Annotated in this window: 15 protein-coding genes and 1 rRNA gene; 3 read left to right on the top strand and 13 right to left on the bottom strand. The window is 54.0% G+C overall.

Annotated elements, in window-relative coordinates; genetic code table 11:
• Positions 1-54: 54 nt before the first annotated feature.
• Positions 55-1,404, bottom strand: coding sequence for an ABC transporter substrate-binding protein (locus H3U90_RS02980; protein ID WP_198176985.1), 1,350 nt, complete (start codon positions 1,402-1,404; stop codon positions 55-57).
• A gap of 470 nt (positions 1,405-1,874) precedes the next feature.
• On the opposite strand from H3U90_RS02980, the gene H3U90_RS02985 reads away from it, so the two are divergent.
• Positions 1,875-2,963, top strand: coding sequence for a LacI family DNA-binding transcriptional regulator (locus tag H3U90_RS02985; RefSeq protein WP_198176986.1), 1,089 nt, complete (start codon positions 1,875-1,877; stop codon positions 2,961-2,963).
• Positions 2,964-2,988: 25 nt separating this feature from the next.
• On the opposite strand, the gene H3U90_RS02990 is transcribed toward H3U90_RS02985, so the two are convergent.
• The 7 genes from H3U90_RS02990 to H3U90_RS03020 all read right to left on the bottom strand — a co-directional run bounded on the left by H3U90_RS02990 (position 2,989) and on the right by H3U90_RS03020 (position 12,834).
• Complete coding sequence (locus H3U90_RS02990) at positions 2,989-5,442, bottom strand: glycogen/starch/alpha-glucan phosphorylase (protein ID WP_198176987.1); 2,454 nt, start codon at positions 5,440-5,442, stop codon at positions 2,989-2,991.
• A 472-nt stretch (positions 5,443-5,914) separates the two neighbouring features.
• Positions 5,915-6,751 carry a carbohydrate ABC transporter permease gene (locus H3U90_RS02995; RefSeq protein WP_045934905.1) on the bottom strand — a complete coding sequence of 279 codons (837 nt, stop codon included), beginning with the start codon at positions 6,749-6,751 and terminating at the stop codon, positions 5,915-5,917.
• Complete coding sequence (locus H3U90_RS03000) at positions 6,748-7,602, bottom strand: carbohydrate ABC transporter permease (RefSeq protein ID WP_045934904.1); 855 nt, start codon at positions 7,600-7,602, stop codon at positions 6,748-6,750. The genes H3U90_RS02995 and H3U90_RS03000 overlap by 4 nt, the downstream gene beginning before the upstream one ends.
• Before the next feature lie 157 nt (positions 7,603-7,759).
• Positions 7,760-9,094: an ABC transporter substrate-binding protein gene (locus tag H3U90_RS03005; protein WP_232340500.1), complete on the bottom strand. Its 1,335-nt coding sequence runs from the start codon at positions 9,092-9,094 to the stop codon at positions 7,760-7,762.
• A gap of 119 nt (positions 9,095-9,213) precedes the next feature.
• Positions 9,214-10,557 (bottom strand): glycosyl hydrolase family 32, encoded by a 1,344-nt coding sequence (locus tag H3U90_RS03010; RefSeq protein WP_232340499.1) that lies wholly within the window; start codon positions 10,555-10,557, stop codon positions 9,214-9,216.
• A 235-nt stretch (positions 10,558-10,792) separates the two neighbouring features.
• Positions 10,793-11,854, bottom strand: a complete 1,062-nt coding sequence (locus tag H3U90_RS03015; protein ID WP_198176989.1) for a LacI family DNA-binding transcriptional regulator — start codon at positions 11,852-11,854, stop codon at positions 10,793-10,795.
• 269 nt (positions 11,855-12,123) lie between these two features.
• Entirely contained in the window at positions 12,124-12,834 is a 711-nt protein-coding gene (locus H3U90_RS03020) for a histidine phosphatase family protein (RefSeq protein ID WP_198176990.1), read from the bottom strand.
• A 40-nt stretch (positions 12,835-12,874) separates the two neighbouring features.
• Here H3U90_RS03020 and H3U90_RS03025 point away from each other — a divergent pair, with 40 nt between their 5' ends.
• Both H3U90_RS03025 and H3U90_RS03030 read left to right on the top strand, forming a co-directional pair.
• Entirely contained in the window at positions 12,875-13,240 is a 366-nt protein-coding gene (locus tag H3U90_RS03025; protein ID WP_198176991.1) for a DUF4235 domain-containing protein, read from the top strand.
• 106 nt (positions 13,241-13,346) lie between these two features.
• Positions 13,347-14,165, top strand: coding sequence for a nitroreductase family protein (locus H3U90_RS03030; RefSeq protein WP_198176992.1), 819 nt, complete (start codon positions 13,347-13,349; stop codon positions 14,163-14,165).
• A 209-nt stretch (positions 14,166-14,374) separates the two neighbouring features.
• On the opposite strand, the gene H3U90_RS03035 is transcribed toward H3U90_RS03030, so the two are convergent.
• The 5 genes from H3U90_RS03035 to rrf form a co-directional block, all read right to left on the bottom strand.
• Positions 14,375-14,626, bottom strand: a complete 252-nt coding sequence (locus tag H3U90_RS03035; RefSeq protein WP_198176993.1) for a hypothetical protein — start codon at positions 14,624-14,626, stop codon at positions 14,375-14,377.
• A gap of 206 nt (positions 14,627-14,832) precedes the next feature.
• Complete coding sequence (locus H3U90_RS03040) at positions 14,833-15,771, bottom strand: aldo/keto reductase (RefSeq protein WP_198176994.1); 939 nt, start codon at positions 15,769-15,771, stop codon at positions 14,833-14,835.
• A gap of 68 nt (positions 15,772-15,839) precedes the next feature.
• On the bottom strand, positions 15,840-16,592 hold the full coding sequence (locus tag H3U90_RS03045) for a tyrosine-protein phosphatase (RefSeq protein ID WP_198176995.1): 753 nt from the start codon (positions 16,590-16,592) through the stop codon (positions 15,840-15,842).
• 197 nt (positions 16,593-16,789) lie between these two features.
• Entirely contained in the window at positions 16,790-17,455 is a 666-nt protein-coding gene (locus H3U90_RS03050) for an SDR family oxidoreductase (protein ID WP_198176996.1), read from the bottom strand.
• 304 nt (positions 17,456-17,759) lie between these two features.
• Positions 17,760-17,876: ribosomal RNA gene (gene rrf / locus H3U90_RS03055) — 5S ribosomal RNA — on the bottom strand.
• Between the last annotated feature and the right edge of the window lie 93 nt (positions 17,877-17,969).

Raw genomic sequence — 17,969 nt, forward strand, 5'->3', positions numbered from 1 at the left:
TGACGGGCAGCTGCTCATTTCAGCAAGCGAATGGAAGAGCCGACGCTCTATATATCAGGCCTGACGATTGGCCTGATACTCCTTGGCCCAATTGTCTACGAACGCCGACTTGACCTTATCCCAGTTGCCGGTGCCCTGAGCGTACTCCAGAAGGGCGTTGCCCAGGTCATTCTTCCACTGCTCGGAGGGCATCATGGTGAAGTTCCAGCTAACCTGGGTCTTGCCGGACTTGGAGTCTTCGACTGCCTCCTGAACCAGAGGATTGTCGGATTTTACATCATCAAAGCTCTTGAAGGGGGTGGTAAAGCCCATGTCGCTGCTCATGGCTTTCTTGCCCTTTTCGGAGGTTATCATCCAAGCCAGGAATTTCTCCGTCGCCTGCTGATCATCCTTGGAGGCCTTCTTGTTGATGCACCAGTAATTCTCCGAACCTGTCGCCAGACCCTGATCCTTCTCGCCGGGAGCGCCGATGTAGATGGGCATCATGCCGATCTGATCCTTGGACATACCTGCTTTCTCCAAATCAGTCCATGCCCAGGTTCCGTTCTGATATAGAGCGGCCTCTCCAAGAGCAAATTCCGAATTGGCGTCATCACCGGTCTTGGAGCTCAGCTGCTTGGGATCAGTGGTGGAATCCTTCAGATAAAGATCGAAGATTTGCTTGAACTGAGGCAGATAAGTTCCCTTGACGGATTCTGGCTGAGTGGTGATCTTATCTTCCTTGAGTTCGTAATAGAGAGGAATATTGGCCAAATGCGTCTTGAAGCGCCAATCGGAGCTAGAGTCGAACCCTGCCGAGGTAAAGGCACCCTTGACGCCAAGCTCATCCTTGTGCTGCTGAATGCCATCAGCAACCGCCTTGAGCTTGTCAAATGAATTTATCTCCTTCACGGACTTGACCTTGGCATCAGACAACTTCATGTACTTGCCCATGATGTCTTTGTTGTAAATCAGCCCATAGGTCTCCATGGCATAAGGAACTCCCAGGACCTGCTGACCGTCATCCGACTTGAGCGCCAAGTCTTGATTGGTCAGCTGGCGATACACTTCGCTTTTGGACATGTCTGCCGTATAAGACTTCCAACTGGCTAGGCCCACGGGCCCATTCACCTGGAATAAGGTCGGAGCCTGTGATTTGGCCATCTCCGACTTCAACGTCTGCTCGTATGTATTGGAAGCCGCCGTTTGCACATCAACCTTGACGCCGGTTTCCTTGGTATATTCTTCTGCGATCGCTTTCCACTGATCTGCTGCTTCTGGTTTGAAATTCAGGAAGAAGACCTTTCCAGCGGCTGTCTTACCACCATCAGCCGATTGAGTCGATCCGCAGGCGCCCAAGGCTCCGACAGACAAAGTCAGAGCCGCCAATAGACCAATTCCCTTGGTTATCGTGTGATTCATCATCGAACCTTTCTTTCTTGTTCAGTCGAATTCCTCGCTGTCACTTGTGTCCTGCCAGCGACTCGTGCCGAACCGAAACTCGACCTATCTTCCATTGTCCACAAAAAACGGAAAAATGCAAACGATAGCAATCAGGGATGGCAGAATGCGGTTCACCAAGTCATTCCATCAAAATCTTCGTCCAATGATTCGGCTCAACATGAATCTTTTGAGCCAACAAGACGCAGCATTCTCTATAATTCAACCGTTGTCATCTACGCGCCACCTTTTCATACGGTGGCATCAACAGCGTTCGTGCGATCGATTCCAAAAGTGGTATAAAGATTGCAAACTCGCTATTTCCCAGATATCACATCTATGACAGATTAGATCTGCGTCCTGGGTTCTATAATAAAGATGAAGTAGATGAAGAAGGAAATTGCTATCGTTATCTATAAGGTAAGAGGGCAAGCTCCGTCACATCGAACTGGATCATGGAGGAGGATTCGAATGAGGTGCTGCACCATAACGGCATCCCCAGCGGACGCCTCCTCTTCGGCAATCGGAGGCGCCCAGTGAAATCCACCATCCAGGACGTTGCCAGGAAAGCTGGCGTATCAGTCTCCACCGTATCCCGATCTTTCACTCGTCCACAGCTGGTTTCCGCGAAAACCCGCGCAAAAGTCCTTAAAATCGCCAGCCAGTTGGACTTTAGCATATCAAGATCGGCAGCAGCGCTGAAGTCAGGACAATCCATGCGCATTGCCATGCTCATAAGCGACAGTGTGACCAAATGGTTCAACAGCCTTGTCTTCGCGGGCCTCAATGACGTTCTTCAACAATCGGGCTACGATATCTCCATTTACACAATGAATACATTTGAAGCACGCAGCCGATTTTTCTCCGATTTGCCGGTTCGTCGGAACGCGGATGCAGTAGTGGTTTGTTCATTCAACATAGAACCGGATGAAATCGCCAGGCTGGGAAACATGGATGTGCCTATCGTAGGCATCAACATCCCGGCCATCAAGGAATTTGACGCAGCCGTTTATATCGACGATCACGACTCCATGCGTCTGGCTGTCAACCATCTGATAGGCCTAGGTCATCGACGAATAGCATTCATTAGGGCAGGGCACGGTTCGCCCTTCCGCTATAGGGCTGACGAGCGGCTTGAAGGCTTTATGGATGCCTGTCGCAGGGCGGACATTCAGGATGAAGCCACGGCCATACAATGTCCTCTCGGGCAGGATGTCTACAACTCAGCCTTGTCCCAACTCCTGGCGCTGGAACCAGCGCCGACAGCTGTATGCTTCCAAACTGATGAATTGGCTATACCAATTCTCTACCGTCTTCATCGCTATGGCCGAGAAGTTCCTGACGATCTATCCGTTATCGGTTTTGACGACAGCACCTACAGCGACGCAATCGGACTGACCACCATACAACAGGATCCTTACGCCATGGGCCGGGCGGCAGCAGACAAGATACTCAGCCTGATCACCGGAAAGGACGCTGGGGAACTTTACCAAATGTTCCCCACGCACCTGATCCTCAGGGATACAACCAAACCTCCCCGGTGACCTTCCTGCAATCGTCAGGCCCCGCTTATCTGCGTGTCCCTGGCATCCAAATCCGGGTCAGATAATCCTCCACTGCCCGATCGGAACTGAAAGAGCCACATCGGGCGATATTGAGTATGGCTTTGCGAGCCCACTGATCGGGCTGTCTGTATGCTTGGTCAATCCTGCGCTGAGCATCCATGTAGGCTCCGAAGTCAGCCATGACCATGAATTGATCGTGCTTCAGCCAATCCTGGACAAGCTTGCGATAAGTATCACGATCACCATGCGAAAAGGCTCCTGATGCCACCATATCAATAGCAGCTCTCAGACGAGCATCCTTGTCATAATATGCCATAGGAGCATATCCCTCAGCATCCAAAGCATGCACCTGATCCACGTTCAGCCCGAAAGCAAAGAAGTTCTCTGCACCCACCTTCTCGCGTATCTCCACATTTGCCCCGTCCAAAGTTCCGACAGTCAGAGCCCCATTGAGCGCGAATTTCATGTTGCTTGTCCCACTGGCCTCCTTGCCGGCCTGCGAAATCTGCTCATCAAGGTCAGTGGCGGGAATCAGGTGTTCTGCCATGCTGATGTTGTAGTTTGCCGGGAAATACACCTTAAGCAGTCCATCGGTCCTTGGATCCGCATTGATGACTCTGGCCACATTGTTGATCAGCTGGATGGTCAGCTTGGCCATGGCGTAACCAGGAGCTGCTTTTGCACCGAAAATAACCGTTCTTGGTTGCACCCGATCATTGTCGGATCTTCCGGCGATCATATCGGCGTAATCAGCAATAACGGCCAGTATTTTCAACGACTGCCGCTTGTACTCATGCAGGCGCTTGACCATGACATCGAACATGGTTGAGGGGTCGGGGCTGAAGCCATACCGTCGTTGAGCGTAGAGAGCAAAATCCCTTTTATTGTCATCCTTGACGCGTATGAAGCGCGCCACGAAGTCGTCATCATCGGCCAGCGGTTCCAAACCAGACAGCTTGGAAAGGTCGGCAACCCAAGAATCAGTTCCCAAACCTTCCGTAATCAGATCCGAGAGCCGCGGATTGGCCAATCGCATGAAGCGTCTAGGAGTCACTCCATTGGTTACGTTGGTGAATTTGCCGGGATAAACTGTGTGAAAGTCCCTGAGCGTGACCTCTTGCAGAAGTCGGGAATGCAGTTGTGCAACACCGTTGACCTTGGTGGATCCAACCGTAGCCAGATAGGCCATGCGGATTGTAGGATCCTCACCTTGCGTGATGATACGCATGGCATCAATCCGCTCCTGATCAACCTGTTCGTCCCTCAAATATTTGACAAAATCAGCATCGATGCGCTCGATGATCTCCATATGCCTGGGCAACAATTCCGCAAGAAGCGAGCGCGGCCACTCCTCCAAAGCCTCTGGCAAGAGGGTATGACAAGTATAGTTGAAAGTCCTCTGTGTGATTTCCCACGCCTGCGTCCATTCATAGCCGAAGTCATCCAAAAGGATGCGCATCAGTTCGGCGATGCCAATGACTGGATGCGTATCGTTCAACTGGAAGCAAATATGATCAGGCAGAGTGCTCAGATCAGGATGATCCTGACCATGGTAGAAGGTCGCTATGGCATCGCCCAAGGATGCAGCGACAAAGAAATACTGCTGCTCCAATCTGAGACGCTTGCCGTCCGCAGTGGAATCCTCGGGATAAAGGATCGCGCTGATGGTATTCGCTCGCACCTGAGCCTGTACCGCGCCATCGTAGTCCGACTGGTTGAAGCGTTGCAGATCAAAGCCGTCATATGCTTCAGACTGCCAGAGACGAAGCGTATTTATACGCCCGGATGCATAACCAGGGATCGGATAGTCATAGGGAACCGCCTGAACCGACCAGGCCGGGCGCCAAACCCTGTGGCCATCCTGCCCCGTAACCTGTCCTCCAAAAGCAACCCGTTGCGCTCTCTCCACCTGTCGATATCCCCAGGCATCGCCGGCAGACAACCAGTTATCGGGCTTTTCCAACTGTCTGCCATCCGCATCGAAGACCTGCTCGAATATGCCATAGCGGTACCGAATACCATACCCGATGGCCGGCAGATCAAGCGAGGCCAAAGAATCCATAAAGCAGGCTGCCAGTCTGCCCAATCCGCCGTTGCCCAAACCGGGCTCATGCTCTGCTTCGATGACGTCATCGGGGTCAAAACCCAATTCCCGCATGGCTTCATTAAATTGATCAGTCATCCCTGCGTCCAGAAGAGCATTGGGCAATTGCCGCCCCAGCAGATACTCTGCGCTCAAGTAGCCCACAGTCCTGGTCGTGCCTTCGGCCATGCGTCGATTGCTGCACTTCCAAGATGTTGCCATACGATCGCGTACCAGCTGAGAAGCTGCTTGATAAATCTGAACCGGCGATGCTGCAGCCTCATCGACTCCCCAGCGTTGAACCAGTCGTTTGCGAACCCCCTCAGCAAACTCGGCTGCTGATATTGATGCTCTTGGCTCAGTCAATTCCGTCATTGGGCAGTTCCTCCATTCTCGCCATTGATGCCAAACCTCGCCTCGGCCCGGTCTGCTTTGACAGTGGCCTTCCCCGTCCTTGCCCGGAAAGGCCATTACCAACACCGAATCGCCATCAATGACATAGCGCCAAGCGACTACTTGTATTGCACACGTTATCATAATAAGAAACTTGTCTGCCTGCAAATCATTACTCAGCCTTTACGATCACTGGAGAAACAGCAACTATCCTTCAATCTGCGGCAAGTCTTAGAGACGAAGAGATGACATATATTAATGACACCGTTTGCAATTCAAAATCAGCTCTACTGTCACAAAATCCTCCGATGATGCAGACAGGCAGACTGAGGCTCCTGCTCAGCACATACCGTCCGCGGTATTGCAACCAGGCTAGCCAAACAGCCTGTCGGAGGAATGAAAATGGTCCCCGGGCCTAAGAAAGCAGCCCAGGGACCATGGAGGAATTGCAGTTTCAGCCCTTTACAGCACCAGCCAATACTCCACTGATGATGTACTTCTGACAGATTACATAAAAAATGACTATGGGAATGATAGCCATGACAAGACATCCCATCATCGCTCCCATATCGACAGTCCCGTAACCGCCTTTGAGATATTGCACTGCAATGCTGATGGTCCGATATTTTCGCAGATCCAAAGTCAAGTAGGGCAGCAGGAAGTCATTCCAGATTCCCATGGCTTCCAGAATCGCCACTGACACTATGGAGGGTTTCATGATGGGCACAACAATCTCAAAAAAGGTCCTGGGGACACTCGCCCCGTCAATCATGGCCGACTCCTCCAGCTCTTGGGGGATTCCCTTGACCACTCCGGTGAATATGAACACCGGAAGTCCGGAGCCGAACCCAAGATATATGATCCACAGGCCCCAAGGCGTGTTGAGCCCTATAATGTCGGCCATCTTGGACAGGGTGAACATCACCATCTGGAAGGGAACGATCATGTTGAAGAGGAAGACCAGATAAAGCGATTTTGCCGTACGATTGTTCACCCGGACGATCCACCAGGCACACATCGAGGTGCATAGCAGAATCAGTGCGACAGATCCTACCGTTACCACTACCGTCCATCCAAAACTGGCAAAGAAGTTGGTCTGTTCAATGCCCTTTCGGTAATTGTCGAGGCCCGCGAACATGTCGCCCAGCGGAATAGAGAAGGCATCATGAGTGATATAGACTTTGTCCTTGAAGGAATTGATACCAACCAGCACGATCGGAAATACCCACAGTAGGCACACCAGTGTGAAGAACAGTGTCCACCAGCCTGAATGTTTGGCTTTGGCACTCATGCGGTTACCTCCTTGCGAGCGGTAAGCCTGTTCTGCAGGATAGCGACAAGGGCCACGATGACGAAGAAGATAACCGCCTTGGCCTGGCCTGCTCCCTCGAACCCAGCCCGTCCGTAAAATGTCCTATAAATGTTCAACGCAACCAGTTCTGAAGAATTGGACGGTGCTCCATTGGTCAGAGCCAAATTCTGATCGAACATTTTAAAGCCATTGGTGATCGACAAAAACGTACAAACGGTTATTGATGGCATCATCAGCGGAATGGTGATATGGAACAAGGTCTGGGCGCCGCTTGCTCCATCAACCGATGCAGCTTCGATGACATCACCGGGCAGGGTCTGCAACCCGGCGATGTAGATAATCATCATGTAACCGATCTGCTGCCAGCACATCAGCAATACCATTCCCCAGAATCCGTACGTACCTGAAAAGGTGATGGACTTACCCCAATGCTGGAGGACACCGTTGAGCAACAGCATCCAGATATAGCCGAGCACGATGCCACCTATCAGATTGGGCATGAAGAAGATCGACCGGAAAAGATTCGCTCCCCTTATCGCCTTCGTTAGCAGACTGGCGATCGCGAAGGCACACACATTGACGATTACCGTAGTGACCACCGTAAACAAGGCCGTGTACCACAAAGCATGCCAGAATTCAGGATCCGATATGGCTGCAGCGTAGTTTTTCGTTCCTATGAAATTGGCATCTGCAATAGTCGTGAAACGACATAGACTCAGCCAAATCCCCAATATGAAGGGGATGACGAATCCAATCACGAATGCCACAAACGTAGGCAAGACGAACAAGGCCCACCAACGGGAAATCGTCTTGCCGGCCATCGATATCATTATCAACCTCCGAGACAGAATCCAATGATTCATCCATACCGGTGCGCATCCCGCCGAACAGACATCCCGTGTTCGCGCGGCATGCGTACCGTGTATATCCTTTACTCATGCACAACCGCGCCGGTTCCACTCCGATTACAGCGCAGTAAAACTTCTCTCATGACTTGTGAACCGTGTTGTACTCGGATGTCCACCCATCGACGAAGGACGATTCAACCTTGGACCATGGCCCAGTCCCCTGTGCGTATTCCAACATCGCATCGGCCATGGTCAAAGCCCATTGAGCCGTGGGAAGCGGGCGGATGACCAAGTCATAACAGTTCCGCTTGGCATAAACATCATTGGCACGCAGTATGGGATTCTTCGTTTTGAAACCCGCCTTGGCATAGGATTTGAAAGGAGTCTCGAAGCCCATGGTGTCAGTGACGATTTTTCTGGCTCCATCGTTATCGAGCATCCAGTCCAGAAACTTCTTGGTAGCGTCTTTGTCTTTTTGCGAGGCTTTGCTGTTAATGGCGAAATAGTTGGAGCTGATCGTTAACCCGGAGTTTTCCTCACCCGGGATTCCCATATACAGCGGAAAAACTCCCATATCCTTATCCGAGACTTTCTTGCCGCGCAGCTGTGGATACGCCCACGACCCCATCTCGATGAAAGCCGCATCACCAAGCGCAAATTCCGAAATAGCATCGTCCAGGGTCGCGCCTGAAAGCTGTGTTGGCGCAACCGTCTCGTTCTTGATCATCAAATCGAATATCTTCTTGAGATTAGGCACATACTTGCCCGATACCTTTGAAGGAATCACCGTCGTGTTCTGATCTCGATATTCGTAAAACACCGGTATATGCGGCAGCATGTCGCCGTACCTAGGCCGTGAACTGGCCTCGAATCCAGCAGAGGTGAATGCTCCTTTGATGCCTAGATCGCTTTTATGAGCCTGAATCTCTTCGACCATTTTTTTGAGAGCATCAAATCCTCGGACTTCCTGTTCGGAGTGAATGCTCGCCCAGTCTGCGGCGAAATATTTTTTCAGAATCGCACGATTGTAGATAATGCCATACCGGTCAAGCACAAAAGGAATGGCCTTGACTGTATCGCCATCTTTGAGCACATAATCACGGTTCTGCAGATCCTTGTACATGCGCGTCCCGGAAAGATCATCGCAATAATCCACCCAGTTGGGAAAGTCATTGTTGTCCAGGCCAATAAGCGTCGGTGCATTTGTCTTGGCGAGTTCGCTTTTCAGGGTTTGTTCATAATTGCCTGGGGAAGCGGTCGTAATATCGAATGGTATGCCTGTATCCTTAGTGAACAGCTTTCCTAGCTGGACAAACTGTTCATTGTTTTCGCCTTTCTGATTCATGTAGTAGACCCGACCTTGCGAGCTGCTACTGGATCCTGTTCCTCCACAACCCGAGAGAACGCCCATTGTGAGTACCGCGGCTGCGATTACGGCCGTCGTTTTCCTGACTGTATTCATGCCTTCCTCCATTGGAAGCCTTGACTCATCATCACATCCTGTGTGCATGCTTAGCATAAGCGCTTAAGCAATTGTTATCAGCCTCAACGATGTTCCCCGTCATCGCATACACCTTTACCGTTCCACAACCATCATCTCCTTACCGTATTTGATATCCAAGCATTCGAGAGTTTGAGAGAACCGTCGGTTACGAACATACCGACGGACCCACCGCTGGACCGGTACATTCTGGTGCTCAAGGCCACCCCGTCAATATATAAGGTGGCAATCGTATCGTCCACAACGACTTGCAAGTGATGGGTGCTGCCTGCATCCAGGCGCACAGGTCTGGTCAGGCCTATATTCATGGTGTTAAACCAGGGAAAGTTCGGACTTCCCTCAAACGTGCATCGGTTCTCGTCAACCTTGCACAGGAACTGATAGCCTGCTTCGGTATCCGGATTCTCCTCCAAGACGATCCCGAAGGAGCGAGTGGAAGGGGCGAATCTGACATCGGCTTCAAAGGCGAAGGGGCTACCTAGATGGTCGGCGATCCTATGTTGCACCCTTCCATCGTTACCTTGCATGGCAAAGTCATCGATGGGCTTCCGATCGACAAAACCGTCCCAGAGTGTAGTGACTGGCTTAACGCCTAAAGTATGGTCCGGCCGCTGGAAGATCTCATGAGGCACGAATGCGCCACCCCACTCATAGTTGCCAATGTCCTGATCACCTTCCTTGGTCCCAACCCAACCGAACAGGATACGGTGGCCGTTCAAGGCGAAGGTTCGTGCGGCATAATATGCGCTTCCTTCCAGACCGTCGTCCGGCGGCTGCAGCCAAGGCCCATTCAAGCTCCTTGACATCCTATAGGTCATCCCGTGTCTGTCGCTGTACTCGGTGACTATGTGATACCACCAGTCTCCCATTTTGAACAGGTCCGGCATCTCGTGCATCGTATACAAGTCCGGGGCCCAAAAATCGCCCTCGAATTTCCAATTCATGAAATCCGGTGATGAAAAGCAGACTGTCCTGCCGGTTCGTCTTGTTTTCGGACCGGGCTGTCGAGCGCCCAGCAAGACCAGATACCGGTCTTGCTCATCGTCCCTGACCACCCAAGGATCTCTCCAGTCAGAAGGGTCATACCCATCTTGAGGCAGGAAGGGCAATGGCTCGCCCACCTTTTGCCAGTGATACAGGTCGCTGCTGACAGCATGCATCGGAACCTGAGAAAGCCCTCCTTCGTTCTCGATATTTCTGTTGTAGCCGGTGTAAATGATGTGGTAGCGATCATCGATTTTGCAAACAGAGCCGGCATAAATGAACTGATCCTGATCACGCTCACCACCGTGTGGAATTACCACGCCATGGTCTTCGTAATGGATGAAGTCCTTTGTCGTAACCAGGGACCACCCGAATGGCTTTCCAAGCGGCTCTGGATCCCTATCGTCGCGTTGGTGGAAGATGTAAAAGGTGTCGCCCTCGCCGAAAGGCATACAATCCCCCACCCAATACCCCGGGGCTTGATAGTATAGCGTGTTCACTAAGTCAGTCCAATCTATTCTTGTCGTTTCGATCAGCCGTGATCGATGAATTTGCGATCATTCTCCCTTGTTTAATCGCTTAAGCACTATCCAGAATAGCTGCTTCCCTGTTTTTGTCAAATCACGGTCCAGCCTGTCGCAGGCGGATGTGTTGCTGAGTACAACACCTACTTATTAAGTAAAACCGTCAGCGCGCCGGCATGGCAATAGAGTGCCTGACCACCGAAGGGCAAGAAACACGCACTGGCTGATATTCCCGCAAATCCTCGGGTCCTGGTCTTACGGCAAGGGCACTTTCCACATCCTTTGAATGCTTCCTGTCCGACGGCGACCCGAGCAGCATGCGCACTCCAAGTACACCGAGATCATATTGGGGAAGAGCCACGGTTGTCAGACCAGGATGAAGATGTGCCGCAATCACTTCCTGGTTGTCGAACCCAACGACCGAAAGATGATCGGGAACACGCACTCCACGCTCCCTCAAAGCGTCGTACAGGCCCATGGCCGTTCTATCGTTATGGCAGAATACCGCAGTAGCCCCTGTCTTCATCAGCGCGTCCACCGCTCCATACCCACCCTCTTGATCGGCCTTGGCAAGAATCACCAAGGAGGGGTCGAAGGAAATCTGCGCCTGTTCCAATGCCTGACGATATCCCCGCAAACGCCCAACCGAAGCAGGTGAAGATTCCGACTGATTGATGAACGCTATCCGTTTATGACCCGCAGCAATGAGCAGATTGGTTGCGGTCAAACCACCCTGTACCTCATCTGGCACGACTGCCGGGTATGTACTGTCACGGTCATAGCAATTTACCAGAACCGAATTGACCTGCCTTAATTCTTTAGGAGGGACTACTTCGTGATGCACCCAACTGGAATAGACGATGCCTTCAACCTGCCTCTCCAGCATGAATGAAAGCGCGCTGTGCTCTATACGCGAATCGCCGTTGGTATCGACCACCAACAGTATTTTGCCATTGCGCCAAGCCTCATCCTGAGCACCACGGATGACCTGACCTGCAAACGGAGAAGTAGCAACCCCGTCACTGATGAATCCGATTGAGTCGGACCGCCCACGCGCCAAGCCGCTTGCCAGGGCGTTTCTTCTGTACCCCATGCTCTTCGCTATACGCCTTACGCGCTTCTTGGTCTCCTCAGGAATTCTGACATCCTTATTGTCATTGACAGCCCACGAAGCGGTCGCGATCGACACCCCTGCCGCGTGTGCGACATCTTGCAATGTAACCATCCCAGTCCATCCTAATGATCCTGTGCGGTCATAGGGCTTAATCGTCACAACAACCGAAACATCAGTGGATGCATCAGCATCTCATATCATTGAATTGTTGAAGTTGCAATGATACCGGTCGATAGCGGCGTCCGACCTGTCTTTCGTCCCCGTCCATCGATGACATGCCCTCGCACTAACAAGCTTATCGGGTTCTGTGCACACCGCATCTATCTGGACAACAGACTAGAAGCATCAAATATTCGAGAGAGTCCCATTCGGATGATGACTCACACGTTCCACTGCCTGAGCACGCGTTCTCCCTGGTAGATGCCAAGAACACCGTAACGCGCCGTATTCATCCTGAACAACTGGGCCTTGCTTGGGTCCAGGGCCAACCACTGCGTGGTCAGGATGCGCAGGATATGGGCGTGCGCCACCAGGAGCACATGCCGCCCCGCGTATACCTGGGGTTCAAGCCATTTGACTATCTCTCGCGCACGAGCGGCCACCTGATCCAGACTTTCACCGCGGGTCACGTGCACTGGAACACGATTGCCTGAAGGCAGAACGACCACTCGGTCACCAGTCAGTTCGTTGATGCCCAAGGCCTGCGGGCCGTCGACCCACAGTTTCCAGTCACGGCCGAGACTAGCCACCACATCTTGAGGACGATGCCCTTCGGCCGGACCATAATCCCACTCCAGAATCTCGTCCATCGGTGTCGGATCAGGAAAGCCGGCCAGTTCGGCTGTCTGCCTGGCACGTTGCAGGGGGCTTGAAAAGACACAACCAGCATCAAAGCCCTTGGGGAAGGCTTTGGCCAGCCTCCGACCAGCCTCTCTAGCTTGCTCACACCCTTGGTCAGTCAAGGGAATATCAGTGCGTCCCGTATACTGTCCTGTTTTGCTCCAAATAGTCTGACCATGCCGTAACAGCACGGCGTAGCCCTCACTCTCAGCCGAGGCATCATTGCCCGCCGCGTTTTTCACAGTATCCATGCATGGTATTTTAACCCCATGCGTGTGGGATAATGGACCTATGACGGACTCAGGACGGGAACCTGGCGGGATGGCCGACCAAGTGGTCGGCATGCTTCATCAGGTGGACGGCAAGGTGAATGACATGCGCAACTCTATTGAATCGGATCCGGACTCGCTGACAGACAAGCTGGTCAAGTTCGCGCTTCCCGGCATCGCCGCACTACTGGCGGGCAAGCTCTTCCAATCCTTCTGGAGCGGGTTGGTCCGCAAGCGCAACGGAGGCGTGGACAACCCCGAAGAGGAACAGGAGAGCGCTACCGCCGGCCTACTCTTCGGCGTTCTGTCGGCAGCCGTCACCGCGCTGGTCTCCGGCCTGTTCGAGCGGGGTTCCCAGGCTCTGATCGACCGTCGTCACCAGCGCTGAAAGCAAGGGACGCTGACTGATAACCAGACCGGTCCAGATAACGCTGATTGCGTGATTTTGACGACAAGGTCTTGCATTGGAAGGCATTGACGGTCAGAATGTCAAAATGACCTTAGCGAATTCACAGAAAACCTCGGCCACGAGTCCGGCCGATAATCCCACCATACGGACCTTGCTTGAGCGGCGCTCCATCCGCGGATTCACTGAAGAACCCGTTGACGACCAGACCGTCGCCTTGCTGGAGCAGGCGGCCCAACATGCTGCGACCAGCCGCTACTTCCACGAATGGTCGGCCATCAGGGTCACGGATCATGATGAGGCACTTGCCATTGCCGATATGGCCCATCAGCGCTATGTCGCCGAAGCCCCGTTGCTCTACATCTTCCTGGCAGACCAGCGCCGCAATGCCGACCTGGTCCGGCGATTCGCCGATGATCTGGACCCGGATACCACCCTGCTCAACACCGGTTATGTCTTCCTGCAATCGCAGAACGATGCTGTCCTGGCCCTGCACGCCATGGAGACCGCCGCCAACGCGCTGGGCCTGGGCGGAGTCATTCTGGGCAGCGTCATCAATGACACAAACAAATTGATCGATTTGCTGAAACTACCCAAACTGGTCTATCCGGTGCTGGGTCTTGCCATCGGACACCCGGCCCAGGATCCGGATCCCAAGCCAAGGATGCCTCGTCAGGCGCAAATCTTTACCAACACCTATCAGCGGGCCGATGATGATGCAGACATGAAGGATGCCCTGGCAGACTTCGACCAGACGGTCACCCGCTATTATCGCGACATCCGGCACATGGACGATCCCCACCGCTCATTCAGCGCCATGATGGCCGACAAGGTTCGTAACCCTGCCTCCGGCCATGAACCCATGCTGGATTCAATCCGCCGACAGGGCTTCGACCCGGCCTGCTAGGCAACGAAATCCCTGCCAGCCGCACAGGCGTATGGCCCACCCAACAAGCTCACCGGCCTGGTTGGTGGAGGGATAAAGTCCGATCGGCCCCGAGCAGCGAAATCAGCGGAATCCAATCTTGCTGCTCGGGGCCGGCGGAATCAATCAGAATCAACCAGAATCAGCTTGGTAATCACCAGGAATGCATGGGCTGCAGGGCAATGACTGCCTCACCTGCGACGAGGCTTGTACCCACGTTTGCGGCTGTGCGGTTTCGAAGCTCGCGAGACCGCCCTCATGCGCTGGTAGGAGCCCGGCTCGTGGCTGGTCAGATGCCAGCTACCGCAGTAGTCACAGCGGTAGACCCATAGAAGAACGTCGCGTTCGACCATGCTGCGGTCGGCGGCCTGCTGGGCCTTGACCCGATCGTGATACATGATCTTGGACGTAGCAGCGCAACGTCGTGGGGTGAAATAATGCATGACAGCGTACGACTACCTCGAAACCGATCCGACTATCCTTCTGTGCATCTTTTGTACTCACGGCGCCCGATACCCAGCCAGGCAAGCCCTGCCAGATGACGCAAGAAAATCAATGCAAGATCAGACTGGCAGGGCACAATCCTTCATAACATGAAACGGTAAACCCAGGCAGAACCCGGGCGGACGTGAGCGACCATGCAAGGGGATCAGGGCAGATCGTGACCGGCGCTCAGGTAGAGGTCGTACCATTCCTGGGCTGTCAGATCCACATCCGCACCAGCGGCCATCTGGGTGATGCGCTCAGGGTTCATGGATCCCAGGAGCACCTGTATGCCGGCGGGATGCCGCAGGATCCAGGCCACAGCAATAGCGCTCTTGGCCACTCCATGCTGCTTGGCCAGTTTGTCCAGCTCGGCGTTGAGTTCGGGATAGTGGGGATTGTCCAGGAAGACACCGTCGAAGTATCCGGTCTGGAAGGGGCTCCAGGCCTGAATGGTCATGGACTTGAGCCGCGAATAGGCCAGAAGACCGCCATCATGGTCCAGGCTGGGGTCGTCGCCCATATTGACGTGAATCTCCTGGTCGACCATGCCGGTATGTCCCAGACCGAACTGCAGCTGGTTGACCTCCAGCCGCTGACTTACAGCGCTCTGCAGCAGCTCCACCTGCATGGGGTTGACATTGCTGACACCGAAGTGTCGAACCTTCCCGCTGGACTGCAGTTCATTAAAAGCCTCAGCCAGATCATCCAAGTCGACCAGAGTGTCGGGCCGGTGCAGGAGCACGAAGTCGACGTGGTCGGTCTGCAGGTTGACCAGCTCCTCATCCAGGGCCTTCAGCAGATGATCCTTGGAGAAGTCATAGCGGGTGATCTGGTCGCTGTCCGGGTTGCGGAAGATGCCGAACTTGGTCTGGATGCCCACGCTGTCCCGGTCTACGCTCAGATCCTTCAGAGCCTGCCCCAGAGCCCGGCTGCTGGCCCCGGCATGGTAGCAGTCTGCAGTGTCGAAGAAGTCAACGCCCGCATTCATGGCCGTCTCCACAATGGTCCGCGCTTCCTCGCGGCTCTTCTGATCGATCCGCATGACCCCCAGGGCCACACGGGAGGCCCGGAATCCTGACCGTCCTAAATTCATGTATCGCACAATGTCCTCCTCGTAATAGACGTCTAGGCTCGAGTCTACCCGTCCCAGCCAGCTCAAGCCCTGTGTGGTTATTCCAGCAGGTTGCTGCGCAGGGCCTCCACCTGGTCGGGTCCGAACCCTAGAGCCTGCTGGGCGTAGGCGAAGACATCCCCGTATGCCTCGAGCATGGTCTGTTGGGCATGAGCCAGGTATTCTTTCTTGACGCAGAGCGCAATCTGCAGTGCGTCCAGTGAATCCTGGTCGAAGCCCTTGGCGCGGAACTGGTCCAGCAATTGATTGTTGGACGCGACCCTCTCCTGGTTGGTCTTCAGATAGTCCGCGAATATCCGGTCGTCGTCCACCTCCAGCAGCCAGAGCACCAGGGCCGCGGCGAACCCGGTCCTGTCCTTGCCGGCAAAGCAGTGGAAGAGCGTGGCCCCCTGGGTGTTGCCCACGACAATGCGCAGGAACTTCCCATACCCCTGCTGGGCCGCAGAATTCATGACTAGGTCATGGTAGACATTCAGCATGTGGCCGTTGACCTGATCCGCTAAACCCAGCGAGGCGAAATCGTCCAAGCTAGCGCCGTTGGTACCACTTTGCTCCAGCAGATCAATGTTGGTAAAGGTCACACCATCGATTCTGTCGTCAGGGCTCTCCTGTATCTCGAAGGGCCTTCGGAAGTCCACGACCTGCGTCACCCGGTAGCGGTCGACCAGTTCCCTCTTCGTATCTGCATCCAGACCCACCAGCTGTCCTGATCGGATGAACTTATAGGGACGGACCCGGCGGCCGTGAATGGTCCGAATGCCTCCCAAATCGCGAAAATTGGTGATGTTCATTAACGACCTCCTTCGGTTGCGCCCAGTCCCCACGCCAACCCCACCTTCATAAAGGTCACTGGGATGCAGTCCGCCAGCGCGCGATCAACAGCAAGAACCAACAAGCAATGCAACCAAGGTACCATCACCGTTGCTGTACAGACACGCCATAGTCTCGCGGCAAAAGCTTCTTGTGGGGGCTTGGTCGGTTGGTGTTGTCACTGCTCTGCGGTCAGGGCCTGTTTGATTGGTGTGCCTCCCCCAATGATGTTGTAGATCCTGCCTGTGGTCTGGGGAAGGTCGACGCAGTCGGCCAGGCATTGTGCGACATCCGCGATCGGTATGGGTCCGGGGCCGTCCGGCTCGACCTGGATGGTTCCTGTGCCGTCCTGTTCGGTCAGGCTGCCTGGCTCGATGATGGTGTAATCCAGTCCTGAGCCGATCAGGTACTGGTCGGCCATGTTCTTGGTCACGTAGTAGTCGGCGAGGGCGTCGATGGCGGGCTTGACCTGGGGCTGCTCCCAGCGCAGCCAGTCGGCTGCGTACATGGCCCCCAGCATGACGTACCTGGTGATGCCGACCGCCTTGGCGGCCTCTATGGTCTTCATGGCTCCCAAAGCGTCGATCTGGTTGATGTCCTTGCCGCGTGAGCCTGCAGTGAAGACAACGGCATCCGCATGCGTCTTGCCGAATGCGTCGGTTACCTGGGAGAGCGGGTCATGCAGATCCAAGGTCACGGGCTCCACCTGCTGCCTGGCGTGAATCTTCGAGGTCCCTCGTGCGCAAGCGACCACTTCGTGGCCGGCCTTGACCAGGTCCTCGCAGGTCAATGCACCTACTCTGCCCGTGGCCCCTACAAGAATGATTCTTTTGCCCATGCTCATCCGCTTTCTTCGTATCCGTATTTATGCGCCTGATTCGGCTGCTTTTCATTCTAGATGTCCTGAACCAGAAACGACAGGCGGCAAAGTAGGCGACGGTTTTGACATCAGTGCTCTCTAGGTTCAAATCGCAGACAGCGCAAGTGAAAGGCGACCTTTGGTATTCAGCCCAACTGCGTTTGATTGTTTCCCTCACGGCTTTGTGCAGGAAGACAGGAACAGCCAAGCATTGGTCTGAGCCGAATATGAACAAGGGAGGCATCTCCAAGGATATTGTCCTGGAGATGCCTCCCTTAATCATGTGTAATGGCGGCGGTGTGCTACTCTCCCACACTCTTCCGGGTGCAGTACCATTGCCGTGCTGGGTCTTAGCTTCCGGGTTCGGAATGGGACCGGGCGTCTCCCCCAGGCCATGACCGCCGCGAATCTTCAATTCTTCCAACCCCGTGTGAGGGGGATGGGGTCTTCTGGTGGTTCGGGGACCGGATGGTGGACGCGTGTTCCGTTGTCGATCGCC

The organism is Bifidobacterium sp. W8103, from assembly GCF_016100775.1.
Taxonomy (GTDB): Bacteria; Actinomycetota; Actinomycetes; order Actinomycetales; family Bifidobacteriaceae; genus Bombiscardovia; species Bombiscardovia choladohabitans.